At 66.0% G+C, this 15,131-nt stretch carries 12 protein-coding genes and 1 tRNA gene; 3 read left to right on the top strand and 10 right to left on the bottom strand.

Annotation, left to right across the window (positions count from 1 at the left end; all coding sequences use genetic code 11):
• Positions 1-918 precede the first annotated feature (918 nt).
• A complete protein-coding gene (locus tag ACQP1T_RS06180) occupies positions 919-1,791 on the top strand; it encodes an alpha/beta fold hydrolase (protein WP_433758964.1) in 873 nt (290 codons plus the stop codon).
• Between the two features lie 124 nt (positions 1,792-1,915).
• The gene (locus ACQP1T_RS06175) at positions 1,916-3,031 is read left to right on the top strand and encodes an enolase C-terminal domain-like protein (protein WP_433758963.1); all 1,116 of its coding nucleotides are present in this window, start codon (positions 1,916-1,918) and stop codon (positions 3,029-3,031) included.
• Between the two features lie 13 nt (positions 3,032-3,044).
• On the opposite strand, the gene ACQP1T_RS06170 is transcribed toward ACQP1T_RS06175, so the two are convergent.
• The 3 genes from ACQP1T_RS06170 to ACQP1T_RS06160 all read right to left on the bottom strand — a co-directional run bounded on the left by ACQP1T_RS06170 (position 3,045) and on the right by ACQP1T_RS06160 (position 6,251).
• Positions 3,045-3,121: transfer RNA gene (locus ACQP1T_RS06170), tRNA-Leu, on the bottom strand.
• Between the two features lie 96 nt (positions 3,122-3,217).
• Complete coding sequence (locus ACQP1T_RS06165) at positions 3,218-4,741, bottom strand: amino acid permease (protein ID WP_433758962.1); 1,524 nt, start codon at positions 4,739-4,741, stop codon at positions 3,218-3,220.
• Between the two features lie 43 nt (positions 4,742-4,784).
• Positions 4,785-6,251, bottom strand: coding sequence for a peptide MFS transporter (locus tag ACQP1T_RS06160; RefSeq protein WP_433758961.1), 1,467 nt, complete (start codon positions 6,249-6,251; stop codon positions 4,785-4,787).
• A gap of 297 nt (positions 6,252-6,548) precedes the next feature.
• On the opposite strand from ACQP1T_RS06160, the gene ACQP1T_RS06155 reads away from it, so the two are divergent.
• Entirely contained in the window at positions 6,549-7,361 is an 813-nt protein-coding gene (locus ACQP1T_RS06155; RefSeq protein ID WP_433758960.1) for a neutral zinc metallopeptidase, read from the top strand.
• Between the two features lie 174 nt (positions 7,362-7,535).
• Here ACQP1T_RS06155 and ACQP1T_RS06150 read toward each other — a convergent pair whose 3' ends face one another.
• From ACQP1T_RS06150 to ACQP1T_RS06120, 7 genes are all read right to left on the bottom strand, one after another.
• Complete coding sequence (locus tag ACQP1T_RS06150) at positions 7,536-8,483, bottom strand: exopolyphosphatase (RefSeq protein WP_433758959.1); 948 nt, start codon at positions 8,481-8,483, stop codon at positions 7,536-7,538.
• Between the two features lie 483 nt (positions 8,484-8,966).
• Positions 8,967-9,497, bottom strand: coding sequence for a DUF501 domain-containing protein (locus ACQP1T_RS06145; RefSeq protein ID WP_433758958.1), 531 nt, complete (start codon positions 9,495-9,497; stop codon positions 8,967-8,969).
• Positions 9,494-10,129, bottom strand: coding sequence for an FtsB family cell division protein (locus ACQP1T_RS06140; protein ID WP_433758957.1), 636 nt, complete (start codon positions 10,127-10,129; stop codon positions 9,494-9,496). The genes ACQP1T_RS06145 and ACQP1T_RS06140 overlap by 4 nt, the downstream gene beginning before the upstream one ends.
• A gap of 17 nt (positions 10,130-10,146) precedes the next feature.
• Positions 10,147-11,433 carry a phosphopyruvate hydratase gene (gene eno / locus ACQP1T_RS06135; RefSeq protein ID WP_433758956.1) on the bottom strand — a complete coding sequence of 429 codons (1,287 nt, stop codon included), beginning with the start codon at positions 11,431-11,433 and terminating at the stop codon, positions 10,147-10,149.
• A 157-nt stretch (positions 11,434-11,590) separates the two neighbouring features.
• Complete coding sequence (locus ACQP1T_RS06130) at positions 11,591-12,316, bottom strand: lytic transglycosylase domain-containing protein (RefSeq protein WP_433758955.1); 726 nt, start codon at positions 12,314-12,316, stop codon at positions 11,591-11,593.
• Positions 12,317-12,678: 362 nt separating this feature from the next.
• A complete protein-coding gene (locus ACQP1T_RS06125) occupies positions 12,679-14,262 on the bottom strand; it encodes an ABC transporter ATP-binding protein (protein WP_433758954.1) in 1,584 nt (527 codons plus the stop codon).
• A complete protein-coding gene (locus ACQP1T_RS06120) occupies positions 14,259-15,116 on the bottom strand; it encodes an ABC transporter permease subunit (protein ID WP_433758953.1) in 858 nt (285 codons plus the stop codon). Before ACQP1T_RS06120 ends, ACQP1T_RS06125 begins: the two co-directional genes overlap by 4 nt.
• Between the last annotated feature and the right edge of the window lie 15 nt (positions 15,117-15,131).

Raw genomic sequence — 15,131 nt, 5'->3', positions numbered from 1 at the left:
CGACCTCCGCTGATACCGCTCATTCGAAAGATCAGTCATATTGCTGCTCAATTGCCGATATCAGTTTGTTGGAGTTACGCAACATGGTGACGGCAACTGGATCGCATGCTCGAGAACGCGCGGGCGAGGCGATCGGCACCGCTTTCGCCGACGCACCCGCAGCATTCCCGACGGTTGGACGTCTCGGCCATCCGGCCATCGTGAGGCCACCCGCAGCGCAAGCCCAGGGACCGAAGTCACGAAGATTGGGCACCATCCGGCACCTCGTGGCAAATATATCGCAGACACTTGCCCTGCCTTTGAGACGGCGATAACGTGGTTAGAAGGCTGAAAAACCACGCAGAGCAGGGGCAGACCAGTAGCATAGCAAAGGGGTGGCTAATATCTAGCATGAATGTCCGGGTTAGGCTATCGACGCTTCCAGCGCCCTCACGGCCTGGTAGCGGGCGCCCAAACAAACCGCGCGACTTGTTTCGAACCCCCTAGCCCCGGTCGATCGAATCCTGCGGAGATCCGTGCCCCCGACCCGCTGATGCGATTCCTCTGCGCGAGGATTGCTATCTATTCACCACATTTGCTTTCGCATACGTTTGAAGCGCTCTGGAGACCTCGGGGTCACCGGAGGCGTTAGCTGCTTCCGAATTCGTGCTGCGAAATTTCCGTTTTCACCGAAATTTCCGTTTCGCCGCGGGATGAGTCACCGCTGGGAATAGCCGCACCGATTCTGACCACCCATCTGGCGCCGACCGAAGGCCGGACCGATACATCCAGCGAAGGTATTTGCCTGCGTGCGGTTCTCGAAATCGAGGCAGCGGTGACGCACATCATGCTGCAATGCCGTTACGGATTGCACCCAGCTCGATCTCAATCGGAGCAGAATTCTGCTCGAACCGACCACAGGGCAGGAGACGATGAGCGATGGCCGACACGCCCTCCAGACCGGCCTGGATCCCAGCGGACCTGTACCCGTTCGCAGACCACTTCGATGAGATCGACGGTTCGCGGGTGCACTACCTGGACGAGGGCAGCGGAGCGCCGCTGATCATGCTGCACGGTAATCCGACCTGGTCGTTCCTCTACCGGGACGTGATCATCGGACTGCGCGACCGGTTCCGCTGTATCGCCGTCGACTACCCCGGGTTCGGGCTCTCCAAGGCAGCCCCCGGATACGGATTCACTCCAGCCGAGCACGCCCATGTGGTCGAGCAACTCATCACCCGACTCGACCTGCGTAACGCGACACTGCTGGTGCAGGACTGGGGTGGCCCGATCGGATTCGCCATTGCCACCCGACACCCCGACCGATTTGCCGCCTTCGTGATCGGAAACACCTGGGCTTGGCCCAAGTCCGATCCGGGCACTCAGGCGTTTTCCCGGTTCTTGGGTGGCCCGATCGGCGGCTGGCTGATCCTGCGCCGCAACTTCTTCGTCGAGCGGATCATTCCCGCGGGTGTCCGGCGCAAGAAACTGGCACCGGCGGTGATGGATGCCTACCGTGGTCCGTTCCCGACGCCGCGATCACGTCGGCCGGTGCACGTGTTCCCTCGCGAAATCCTCGGCAGCAGAGCATTTCTCGCCGAAGTAGAGCGGGGGCTGGCTGCGGTGCGCGACCGTCCGGCATTGCTGGTGTGGGGCACCGAGGACGTCGCGTTCCGCGCACCCGAACGCCGCCGATGGGAGGAACAGTTTGAGGACCATCGAACCGTCCTGCTGAACGGCGCCGGGCACTACATCCAGGAAGACGCCGCCGATGAGATCGTCGCCGCGATCATCGAATGGCACAAACGCTGAGGACGCCTCGGATCGAGCGCCTGAAAACAGGATATTCAGCCGCTGGCGGTGGTGACGTGTGCGAGCAGGCTCCCCGGGTATCCGCGCCGCAGGGACACGGCCGGGGCGAGGCGAAGGAGTGGCGGTGGGTACGAACACGGTTGCCGATGTCACCGTCGAGCGGATCGAGGCCTGCGCCTACACCATTCCCACGGATGCGCCGGAGGCCGACGGGACGCTGAGCTGGGATTCGACCACGATGGTGGTAGTGCGCGCGCAAGGCGGCGGACGAACCGGGTTGGGCTGGACCTACGGTCCGGCGGTATGCGCCAGGTTCGTCATCGACAAGCTCGCCGAGATCGCGCGCGGTGCCGACGCGATGAACGTGGCCGGTGTGTTCGACCGCATGGTGACCCAGACCCGCAACGCGGGCCGGCCCGGCGTGGTCGACTACGCGATCTCCGCGGTGGATGTGGCGCTGTGGGATCTGAAGGCGCGGCTGCTCGATCTCGCGCTGCACCGCTTGCTCGGCGCGGTGCGCACGGAGGTACCCGTCTACGGCAGCGGCGGTTTCACCACCTATGACGCCGACCAGTTGCGTGAGCAACTGACCGACTGGGTCGATCGGCAACAGATCCCGCGCGTCAAGATCAAGATCGGTGAGTCGTGGGGTGGCAACATCGAGCGGGACCTGAATCGGATGCGCCGAACCCGCGAGATCATCGGCGACGCCGAACTTTTCGTCGACGCCAACGGCGCCTACGGCCGCAAACAAGCGATTCGCGTGCTGCGGCGCGCCGCCGATCTGGACGTACGGTGGATCGAGGAGCCGGTGTCCTCCGACGATCTCGACGGGCTGCGCGAGGTCCGCGACGCGGTGACCGCCGACGTCGCGGCGGGCGAATACGGGAGTGATCTCGCCTATTTCCGGCGCATGTGCCAGGCGGGGGCGGTGGATTGCTTACAAGCCGATGCATCGCGCTGCGGCGGCATCAGCGAGTGGTTGCGCGTCGCGGCGGTTGCCGCGGCCCACAACCTGCCGTTGTCGGGGCATTGCGCACCGCATTTGCACGCGCACGCGGCGGCGGCGATCCCGAATCTTCGGCATCTGGAGTGGTTTCACGACCACGTGCGCATCGAATCGATGGCTTTCGACGGGACGCTCGACCCCCACGGGGGCGTCATCCGCCCCGATCCGACCGCGCCTGGTCATGGCCTGACCCTGCGTGAGTCGCAGATGGAACGATTCCGAGTGCAGTAACGCGACCGTTCGCTGGTGCCCCCAGTCGGACTCGAACCGACACTTTGCAGATTTTAAGTCTGCTGCCTCTGCCAATTGGGCTATAGGGGCGCCCGGTCAGCGTACCGACTCGTACTGCCGTACCGGAATTCCGTTCTGCAGGCTAGCGCATCTCCGGTGGTGGCCAGAGTAATGCCGCCATTGCGGTCAGGTGAGCTGGTCGTTGGCGGCTACCGGGGCGGTGCCGTCGGCGGAATTCGCTTCCGGTGCGTTGGCTAGGACGGAGTGGCGGCGGCCGTAGGCGAAATAGACGACCAACCCCACGGCCATCCAGACGAGGAAGCGCAGCCAGGTTTCGACCGAGAGGTTGAGCATCAACCAGAGGCACGCGAGTACGGCCAGGACGGGGATGAGCGGGACCAAGGGGACGCGGAAGCCGCGCGGGAGGTCGGGGCGGGTGCGGCGCAGGATGAGGACCCCGATGGCGACCAAGACGAACGCGAAGAGGGTGCCGATATTGACCATTTCTTCGAGGGTGCCGAAATCCACGAAACCGGCGAGCGCGGCGCAGACGACGCCCACCACGATGGTCAGCCGAACCGGGGTGCCGTTCTTGCCGGTGTGTGCGAGCTGACGCGGCATCAGTCCGTCGCGCGACATCGCGAACAGCACTCGGGTCTGGCCGAGGAACATCACCATGACGACCGTGGTGAGTCCGGCGAGCGCGCCGATGGAGATGATGTTCTTGGTCCAGGTGGCGCCGTGCTGCGCGAAAGCCGTTGCGAGCGTTGCTTTGTCGCCCGACAGTGCGGAGTAGGGCACCATTCCGGTGAGGATCAGCGATACAGCGACATAGAGAATGGTGACGATGACCAGCGAGCCGATAATGCCGCGCGGCACAGCGCGCTGCGGATTCTTCGTCTCCTCCGCCGTGGTCGCCACGACATCGAAACCGATGAACGCGAAGAACACCAGACTGGCCGCGGCGAGCAGCCCGTACCAGCCGAAGGTGCTGTGTCCGGCGCCGGTGAAGTAGGAGAACAGCGACTGGTGCAGCCCGTCCCCCTCCGCGCCGGACTGCGACGGCGGAATATAGGGCGTCAGGTTCGACTTGTCGAAGTAGGTGGCGCCGACAACGAGCACCACCGCGATAACGCTCAGCTTGATGGCAACGGCCACCGCCGAAACCCGCGAGGACACCTTGGTGCCGACCGCCAGCAGCACACCGAGTACCGCGATGAGAAGGACCGCGCCCCAATCGAAGTCGATCGGCCCCAGATGCGCGATCGGCGAATGCGATCCCATCACCTCACCGAGGTACTGCGACCACCCCTTGGCGACCACCGAGACGGCGAGCGCGAACTCCAGAATCAGATCCCAGCCGATGATCCAGGCGACGAGCTCACCGAAGGTGGCGTAGGAGAACGTGTACGCACTGCCCGCCACCGGAACCGTCGAGGCGAATTCGGCGTAGCACAGGGCGGTCAACCCGCAGGCGATGGCGGCGAAGACGAAGGCCAGCGAAACGGAAGGTCCGGCGACATTGCCCGCGGTCCGCGCGGTGAGCGTGAAGATGCCCGCACCGACGACCACGGCGACACCGAAGACGGTGAGGTCCCACGCCGTCAGATCCTTGCGCAGTTTCGAATCGGGTTCGTCGGTGTCCCGGATGGACTGCTCGACCGATTTGGTGCGGAACAGACCGCCCCATCGAGTACCTGGGGTCGCCAACACTTTCTCCTTGCTGTCGTCGACGGGTTCGCCGTCGTTTTCTCTAATGCACACCGGCCATATGTCGGCTCACCCATGGTGTGAGTGCGACGACGCTCAGACCGGCACAGATCGCTACCGCTCCGGTGATGCCGAAGTACGCGAATTCGTGGTCCGCGTCATAGAACCGAGCCAAAGTACCGGACATCGAGGTTCCGATGCCAACGGAGAAGAAGTACAGCGCCATCATCTGGGCACGGAACGCCTCGGGCGCCAACTGCGTGGTGACCGAGAGACCGATCGGCGACAGCAGCAGCTCGGAGACCGCGAATGCGCCCATGATGAGCAGTACCGCCAGCGCCGGTACCGATTTGCCGCTGCTCCCCGAGAACAGCACGAACAACCAGAACGCCAGGCCCATGCCGATGACGCCGAGGGCGAATTTGCGCGGCGTGCTCGGCGCGCGATTGCCGAGCTTGGTCCACATCAGCGCGAACAGCGGCGACAGGCAGATGATCCACACCGGCTCGACCGAGCCGATCCAGTTCGACGGTGCGGTCCAGCCGAAGATGGTCCACCGCATCCGCTCATCGGAATACACCGCGAGCACCGTGAAGATCTGTTGGAACAGCGACCAGAAAACCGCGTTCGCGATGAACAGCGGTATGAAGGCACGGACCCGGCTGCGCTCGACCGGGGTCACCTTGGCGCTGGTCAGCATGAGCACGAAGTAGGCGAGCGCGGCCGCGATGATGACGCCGGTGGTGACCTCGGAGAGGTTGTCCAGGTTCACCAGCCCGGTGATCAATGCCAGCGCGACCACGATGGCCGCACCGGCAACGATGCCAAGGACCGGTCCAACGGCGTTGCGCGGCAACGGATTGGGCACATGCCTGCCCGCAGTGCCGAGGTTGCGCCGGAACACCACGTACTGGGTAAGACCCAACGCCATGCCGACCGCGGCCGCGCCGAAGCCGTAGTGAAAGCCCCAATGCCGTTGCAGTAGACCGGTGAGCAGCGGGCCGACGAAAGCGCCGAGGTTGATGCCCAGATAGAACAGCGTGAAGCCGCCGTCGAAGCGCGGATCACCCGGCCGGTAGAGGGTGCCGAGCAGCGAGGACGCATTGGCCTTCAATCCGCCGCTGCCGAGCGCGACCAGCACCAGGCCGACTCCGACACCGCTCAGTCCGGGCAGCACCGCCAGCGCGAGATGCCCGGCCATGACCACGGCGCCCCCGTAGAAGACGGTGCGCTCCATGCCGATCAACCGGTCCGCGATCCACCCGCCGAGCACCGTGGACAGATACACCAGCCCGCCGTACGCGCCGACGATCCCGACGCCGGTGCTCTGCGATAGGCCCAGTCCGCCCTCGGTGGTCGAGTAGTACAGGTAGTACCCGAGGATGGTGAGCATTCCGTAGAACGAGAAGCGCTCCCAGAGTTCGACTCCGAAGAGGTTGGTCAACCCGATGGGGTGACCGAGCAGGGTGCGCTCCCGGACTGGTTGCTCCGCCATTGCTGCGTCGGACATGCTGAGACGATCCCATATGGGCAGAGAATTTCCGGCATCCCGAATAAAGTTTCCCTGCTCACGACCGATATGGCCGGACGCATCCGAATTGCTGCGGTAGCAACTGACCAACCAGTACGTCCATCTTGGAAGTGCTCGTGCAACGCGCGCCTTGTCAGCGAATTCAAGGCAACACCGAATATTTGTCGGCCGCGCTCGGTGACCCACGGCACTCGACAAGAAAACCGGACAACTTCCCGGTAAAGTTCGCCTCGCTGGACGGGGAACCCTCGTTTGTTGGCCGGACGGGGGAACCTGATGAAGCGCTCGAGCGCCCATGCGGCGCTGCTGCTCGCCGTGATCGGCGCGCTGGTGTCGCTGCTCGGCAGCGGATGCGCGTCGGTGTCCGCGGTGGATGCCGATCCCGTCGTGGGTGCGCTGCGGGAACCCGCGCTGACGACCAATACGCTGCACGCCGAGTTGCGGTTGTCCGCGCTGCGGTGTCAACTGCCGCCGATCGAGATGAGCGCGGCGGGCCAGCGGCAATTCGTGCAGTCCGAGTTGGACTGCTTGACGAAGGCCTGGGATCCGGCCCTGCGCGCGGCCGGAATGACCCTCGCGCCGCTGCAACTCGTGGTGGTCGACGACGTGACGACCGGCTGCTCGAAACAGGTACAGTCCACCGATCCCGCGTTCTATTGCGGCGGCAGTGTGTACTGGCCGACCGACGATCCGATCCATCGAGGTTGGGGCTCGCAACTCGCGCAGTACCTGATGTTCGTAGTGATGCACGAATACGGCCACCACCTGCAGTCCTCCACCGGCATCCTGCGCGCTGCCGATCGGGATATCGGTACCGCGGGCGAGAAGTCGCCGCTGGGACTGGAACTCAGCCGCCGCATCGAACTGCAGGCCCAGTGCCTGGCCGGAGTGATGCTGGCGGCAGCGCAGGCGGGCGGCATGCTGACTCCGGCCGAGGCCGCGGATCTGATCGATATCCAATCCGATACCGAGGAGGATCCGACCCACGGAACCGGGGTGAACAGTCGGCGCTGGGTCGAATCCGGTTACCGCGGTGCCTCGACGTCATCGTGCAATACCTGGGCGGCCGGGCTCGACGAGGTGCAGTGACCGGTTCCCGATCGGGGCCGACGGACGGCAGGTCGACGTACAAGGTCGCGATCTCGTCGTCGCGGCTGACGATCGTCACGTAGTGAATCTGTCGCGACGGCCGCGATGCCACGACTGCGCTGCCTCGGCGCCTTCGTCGTCGAGGTCGACGGCATCCCCAGCCGCGATAGCGCGTCAGGCGATGGACAGGGCTATGCCGTCGAGGATGTCGTGTTCGCTGACGATGAGGGCGGAAATGTCGGCGCGGCGGGACAGTTCGTAGGCGAGCACCTCGGTGATGACGGCGCCGCCGCCGATCACATCGACGCGGCCGGGATGCATCGGGCCGAGGGCGGCGCGCTCGTCGTGGTTCATGCCGATCAGGCGATCGCAGACCTCGCGCACCTGGTCCAGGGTGAGGCTGGTGAGATGGACGCGCTCCGAATCGTATTCGGGCAGATCGAGAGCGACGGCGGCGATCGTGGTCATGGTGCCGGCGACGCCGACCCAGGTGTGCGCGCCCTCGACGGGCACCTTGGCGAAGGCCTCATCCAGTCGTTCGGTGGCGAATTCCCGTGCCGCGGCGACCTGTTCGGCGGTCGGCGGATTGCCGGGCAGGCACCGTTCGGTAATGCGGACGCAGCCGATATCGGCGGAGAATGCGGCCCGCACACCCTCGCTGTCGCCGACGACCAGCTCGGTGGAGCCGCCGCCCAGATCGACGACAACGAAAGGCCCTGCCTCGCTGGCCAATTCGCCGACCGCACCGGCGAAGGACAGTCGCGCCTCCTCGTCCCCGGTGATCACCTCGGCCTCCGCACCCGCCACCACGGTGCCGAGTTCGGCACGGGCCATGGCGAAGAAGTCCTCCCGGTTCGCGGCATCGCGAGTCGCGGAGGTCGCGACCATCCGCACCCGACTCACCCCCGCCTCCCGCATCAGCGCGGCATAATCGGCGAGCGCAACCCTGGTGCGCTCGATCGCCTCCGGCGCCAGCGCCCCCGTCGCATCCACCCCCTGCCCCAGCCGCACGATGCGCATCTCCCGATGCAGATCCGCCAACCGCCCATCGCCCAGCACCTCGGCGATCAATAGTCGGATCGAATTCGTCCCGCAATCGACAGCCGCTACCCGATCACTCATCGCTCAGCTCCGCTCGTATCTGCCCCCGCCATTTCCCACGCGCGCTCACCAGAGCGCCCGGTCATTGGAGCACCGACGCCGACCGCCGCCGCTCCCGCGCACCCCCCGGAGCGCACGCTCCTTCCAGCGCTCGCACACACCGTAGCGCCCGCGCTCGCCTCAGCGGCCGCGCCCGTGCTCGCGCCAGCGCACCCCCCAGCGCGCACGCTCCTTCCAGCACTCGCGCACACCGTAGCGCCCGCGCTCGCCTCAGCGGCCGCGCCCGTGCTCGCGCCAGCGCACCCCCCAGCGCGCACGCTCCTTCCAGCACTCGCGCACACCGTAGCGCCCGCGCTCGCCTCAGTGCGCATCTCAATCTCAGGGCGCAGGCTCGCCTCAGCGCTTGCGCACATCGCGGCACCCATGCTCGTTCCAGCGCCTGCATTGATCACAGCGCGCACGTTCTCCATAGCGCCCGTGGACAATTCAAGCGCCGCGCTCATGTCATTGCTCGTCGGTCGGAGCGTGCGGCGGCTCGTATTTCGGCCAGTCGGCGGGGATTGCGGTGCCGCGCAGGCCGCTGTCGGCCGCCATGGCGACCGCTTCGTCGCCGAATGGGTTGACGCCCGGGCCCTTGGCGAGAGAGTGGGCGATCAGGACGTGCAGGCATTTCACTCGTTCGGGCATGCCGCCGCCGGTGAAATCGGTACCGAGCGATTCGATTTCATTGCGCTCGGCCAGATAGCTCTCGTGGGCGGCGCGGTAGGCGGCGGCCAATTTCGGGTCGGTGGCGAGGCGTTCGGTCATTTCCCGCATGACACCAGCGGATTCCTGCCTGCTCGCCTCTGCGGTGAGGCGCGGATCGGTCAGGTAGTAGAGGGTCGGGAAGGGGGTGCCGTCGGGCAGCCGCGGCGCGGTCTTGACCACCGCGGGCAACCCGTCCGGGGTGCGGTAGGCGACGGCGAGTACGCCGCGCGGCTCGCGTCCCAGCTGCTCGGCGATGATTTCGAGATCGCGGTCGTTCGGTGCGGTCACCTGGGTCCTTCCGGTGCTGGCTGCGGCGCGGCGGGTGCGGCCGCGGGCGCCGGGGCCTGCTGCGGTTGCGAAATACTGCGCCACAGTTCGGTGTACCAGGGCTCGGGCGCCTTCGACTGGGTCGGTGCGGGGGGCGGCGCGGGCGCTTCGATACCGGGTACCTGGACGATATAGGGCGTCTCACCCGGCATCACCAGCCGCAGCCGGTCCCTTGCCTCGGAACGCACATAGGCCGGATCCTGTTGCTGCGCACGGCGATCCCGCAGCTTGGCGAGGTCGGCCTCGAGTTCGATGCGCTCCTGCGCCAGGTGCGCGGCCTCGGCGCGCTGGGTGAAATAGGTGCGCAGCGGCACGGCCAAGGTCAGCGCGAGTGCGCACACGACGATGGCCAGGATGACCGCCTTACCGGTGGACAGCCCGAGAATGGTGCGATCGTGCTTGTCCTCGTGACCGCCGGAGCGCAGCCCTATCTTCTGCGGCTTGGCCTTCTCGGCGGCTTCGGACCGCCTGCGGGTCGTCCGCTTCGGTGCGGCCGCAGGCGATTCGGCGGCCGGGCGCGATCTGGCAGAGCGCGACGTGCGGCGGTTCCCACGTCCGGCCGGACTGGATCCACGCGCACGTCGCTCTGTCATACCGCTCCCCTAGCTGACTAGCCTTCGAACGCGAAGCGCGGGAACGCGACGTCACCCGCGTACCGTGCCGAATCGCCGAGCGCATCCTCGATGCGCAGCAGCTGGTTGTACTTGGCGACGCGCTCGCTGCGGGCCGGGGCACCGGTCTTGATCTGACCGCTGCCGACCGCGACGGCCAGGTCGGCGATGGTGGTGTCCTCGGTCTCACCGGAACGGTGGCTCATCATCGTCTTGTAGCCGTTGCGGTGCGCGAGCTCGACGGCATCCAGAGTCTCGGTGAGCGTGCCGATCTGGTTGACCTTCACCAGCAGCGCATTGGCCGCGCCCTTGGTGATGCCCTCCTCCAAGCGCTCCGGGTTGGTGACGAACAGATCGTCGCCGACCAGTTGCACCTTGTCGCCGATCTGATCGGTCAGCGCGACCCAACCGTCCCAGTCGTCCTCCGACAGCGGATCCTCGATGGAGACCAGCGGGTAGGCGGCGAGCAGTTCGGCGTAGAACTGTGCCATATCGGCGGCCGAGCGGACGCTGCCCTCGAACTTGTAACCGCTGCCCCCGGTGTAGAACTCGGTGGCGGCGACATCGAGCGCGAGCGCGACATCGGTGCCCAGCTTCAGGCCGGTCTTGGCGATGGCGACACCGATCAGGTCGAGCGCTTCCTTGGTGCCCGCGACGGACGGCGCGAAACCACCCTCGTCACCGAGACCGGTGGACAGGCCCTTGGACTTCAGCACCGACTTGAGCGCGTGGTACACCTCGGCACCCCAGCGCAGCGACTCCTTGAAGGTGGTCGCGCCGATCGGGGCGACCATGAACTCCTGGACGTCGACGCCGCTGTCAGCGTGCGCGCCGCCGTTGAGGATGTTCATCATCGGCACCGGGAGCACATGCGCGTTCGGGCCACCCAGGTAGCGGAACAACTCGAGGCCCGAGGATTCGGCGGCGGCGCGGGCCACCGCGAGCGAAACACCGAGCAGCGCGTTCGCGCCGAGGCGGGACTTGTCGGGGGTGCCGTCCAGATCCAGCAGGACCTGGTCGACGGTGCGCTGTTCGACCGCGTCCAGGCCGATGACGGCGGGCGCGACCTCGTCGAGCACACCCTCGACAGCCTTCTGCACACCTTTGCCGCCGTAGCGCTCGCCGCCGTCGCGCAGTTCGACGGCTTCGTGCTCACCGGTGGAGGCACCGGAGGGCACGGCAGCCCTGGTCAGGGTGCCGTCGTCGAGGGCGATCTCGACCTCGACAGTGGGGTTTCCGCGAGAATCCAGGATCTCGCGAGCTCCGACCTGTTCGATGATGGCCACGAAAACGACACTCCTTCGGCTGTTGGCACGGTAGGTCTGACGGGTAGGGCCGTGCGTCTGCGAGCCTAGCGTCCTCGCCGATTGCGCAGTAACCGGCACTCCGACGAATCGCTTCGCACTGTCGCGATGTGCACCTGTTGTTTCCGCCGAACGATGCTCATGCCCGACGCCCGACGCTGTATGCGGCGGCGCGATCGCGAACGGTCAATAAATAGGCATTCGACTGGTTGTAGGTCAATAGCGCCTGCTGCCAGCCGTGCTCGGTAGTCAGATCGCCACCGCTCACGCACAAATAGCGGGCCGCGGTGAGCGCGGCGTCATCGATATTCTGCGGATCCGCGACGCCGTCGCCATTGGCGTCCACACCCCAGCGCTTCCAGGTTTCCGGAATGAATTGCAATGGGCCGAGCGCCCTGTCGAACTCCGGATCGCCGTCGAGCCTGCCGCCGTCGGTGTCCTTCACCAGTGCCACGCCCGGCGCACCGTCGAGCGGGATGCCGATGATCGGCGGGCGCACGGTGCCATCCGCGTCGACCTCCGAGCCGCGATGGGTGCCGTGCTTACTTTCCACACTGGCGATCCCCGCAAGGGTGGTCCAGGCGATTCCGCAGTCGGGCCTGGACCGGCCCATGATCGCCGCGGCATAGCCGTACGCCTCCAGCGCGACGCTCGGAATGCCGAGTTTGTCGGATTGTTCGTCGGCCCAGTCGCGTAACTGCACGGCCGTTCGGCCGGGTGCATCGAGGTCGATCAGCGGGAGCGGCGTACCGGGGCCGGGCGGGATGCCTTCGGGTATGGGCGGAAGATTGCGTTCAGCACCGCAACCGGCGAGTACCAGGGCCACCATTGCGGCGACCAATACGCCGGTCAGCTTCGCGAGCATTCCTCCATCATCCAGATCCGAACGACCACCCCCGCGAAGCACGCGTCGCGGCAAGCCCAGCATCATGTATCCCTCCCCCTGCAGACCCCGCATGCCCGGTGGTCATGCGTCCCGTGATCCGAGATTACCGAGCAGCTCACCGATAACACAGCCGCGAATTCGTCCTCGCAGAACTACCGCGCTTCACGCATAAGTAGTGCGCGGGAAACGCCCAGAGCCGTGTCCAGACAGCTTCTGCCGCATCACTGCTCGGGCCGCGGTTCGGTCAAATGGTGGTCGCCAACGCCGAACTCGACCGCCATATCACTACGCTCGGCGAGCCGCGGGAGGCGGATAGCGCAGCAAGCAATCCGGACGCGGCTCTAGCCGAGGAGTTCGCGGGTCGCGGTGTGCGCCGGGGCGGTGAGGACCGCTGTCGCCGAGCCGGATTCGACAATGCGTCCGTGGTCGAGGACGACGACGCGGGAGCAGTGTCCGGTGACCAGTGTCATGTCGTGGGTGATGACGAGTAGCACGGTGTCGTGTTCGGCGCGGATGCGGTCCAGCAGGGTCATGATCGAGACGGCGGTGCTGTGGTCCAGGGCCGAGGTGATCTCGTCGCAGACCAGCACTGCTGGTTCGGCGGCGAGCGCTCTGGCGAGTGCCACCCGCTGGCGTTGGCCGCCGGAGAGTTCGTGCGGGTAGCGGGTGGCGAGATCCGGTGCGAGTTCGACCGAGTCGAGTAGATCGGTGATGTGCTGCGCCAGTTGTCGTTTCGGCACTCCGCCGAGTCGGCGCAGCGGTCGGCCGAGGGTCTGGGCGACAGTGCGACGGGGGTTGAGCGCCGACCGTGGGTTCTGGGTGACCAGCTGAATACCGTTGCGGCCATTGCGAACTCGTCGAGCGGGTCCAACCGGGATCGATTCGCCTCGCAGTTCGAGTGCTCCGGTCGCTTCCCGGTGCAGCCCGGCAACCACCCGCGCGAGGGTGGTCTTTCCCGCTCCCGACGCCCCGACAATCGCCAGAGCCGCGCCGCCTGGCAGTACGAAGTCGATGTCCGCCAATACCTCGTGCCCGTCGATCGAGGCACCGATACCCTGGGCACGCAATACGGGTTCCGCAGCCACCTCGATTGTCCTGGAGCGCACTGCTACTGCCCCGCGCCCCTCGTCAGGCCGCAAAGCCGCGCGTGCGGTGTCGACGTCTCGGCCGAGCGGAATCGCCGGAGCCGTCGCCATGATCGACGCAGCGCTCCCGTTCGATTGCGACCCACTCGAACGAGTCGACACAGCCGTGCAGCCGATTACATCGGTATGCCCCACCCCTAACTCGACAACGTCATCGGCGATCGCATGAATAGTCGCGGTGTCGTGCCCGGACAGCAAGATTGCGGCCGAGCGCTGAGCCGCGATATCGGCGAGCAGACGGGCTATTTCAGTACGGAGGGAACCGTGCAGCCCTGCCAGGGGTTCGTCGAGAACAAGGATTCCGGTATGCCGGACCAGCGCACGCGCGAGGGCCACCCGACGCTGCTGACCACCGGAAAGTTCGCCGGGCCGACGTCGCAAGTGCTCGTCGGATAGACCGACCAGTTCCAGAGTTTCGGGCACGGCGACAGCAGGGTGGCGAACCTCGTTGAGCAGAGAACGCACCCGCATCAACGGATTGAGAGCCGAACCGGGATCCTGTCCGACATAGGCGATGCTTTCACGTCGAAATCGCTGCAGCGCACCGGGGTTCAATGCGAACACGTCTTGTCCGGCCACCACGGCCGAACCCGCGGATCGCCGCGCTCCCGTCGGCAGATGTCCGAGCAGCGCCCGCATCAACGTCGTCTTGCCCGACCCGGACGGACCGGTCAGCGCGGTGACCTTACCCGCCGCAACGCTGAAGCTGGTGGGACCGAACAACTCCTGACCATTCGATCCGCATACGGTCAGCGCATCGACGACGACAGCCGCATTCATCCCTGCTCCTCCAACGCATTCGACAGCGCACTGGCCGGTGACTCGGAACCGCGTGTCCTGCGAACGGCCCATCGTCGTGGACGGCGCTGATCGAATGACGTGACCGCGAGATTCACGCTGACCGCGACCACCGCGATCGCCAAACTCGGCGCCAGCACGGACCAGGGGTTGAGCAGCATGCCGGAGGAGTTCTCGCGCACCATGACCGCCCAATTGCTCGCGCCGAGTGTGGTCGGCAGTTGCAGAAACGATGCGGTGCTGACCACATACACGCCTTCCACGAAGCGAAGGCCGAGTTGCGTGGCCGAGACCGCACGCAGATTCGGAATCACCTCACGGAATACCAAGTGCGACAGAGTTTCACCGCTGGTTTGGGCGGCTTCGACATAACCGCTCGCCGCCACTCCGGCAGCGGCCGCCGCGAAAACTCTTGCGCAGTACGGAGTTCCGAAGAGCAGAGCCACCACAACAAGCCCGTAGACACCCGCATCCGGCCACGCCGTCAGCACCAGCAGGATACCGAGCACCGCCGGGAGCAGGATCGCGAAATCGGCGACACCCTCGATCATCGCACCGACCCGAGGACGCAATGCCGCGATCGCGCCTAGCACGCACGACAACCCCGTCACCGCGACCGCGATCACGCCCGCCAGCAACAGCAGACCCCAACCGCCATAGAGCAATTGAGCAAGCACATCTCGTCCGAGCCGATCCGTGCCCAACCAAGTGTCCGCATCCGGGCGCGCGAACGGAATCCCCACCGCCTCCTCCGCAGACCGAGTCGCCGCACTCGGACCGAGCACAGCGGCGACGACCACGATCAGCGCGGGCAATACCGTGAGCAATCGCTTCACTCGTGACCCCTGTGA

Source organism: Nocardia sp. CA-135398 (assembly GCF_050955845.1).
Classification (GTDB): domain Bacteria; phylum Actinomycetota; class Actinomycetes; order Mycobacteriales; family Mycobacteriaceae; genus Nocardia.
The sequence above is the reverse complement of the archived record's forward strand: the minus strand, read 5'-3'. Positions and strand labels throughout refer to the sequence as shown.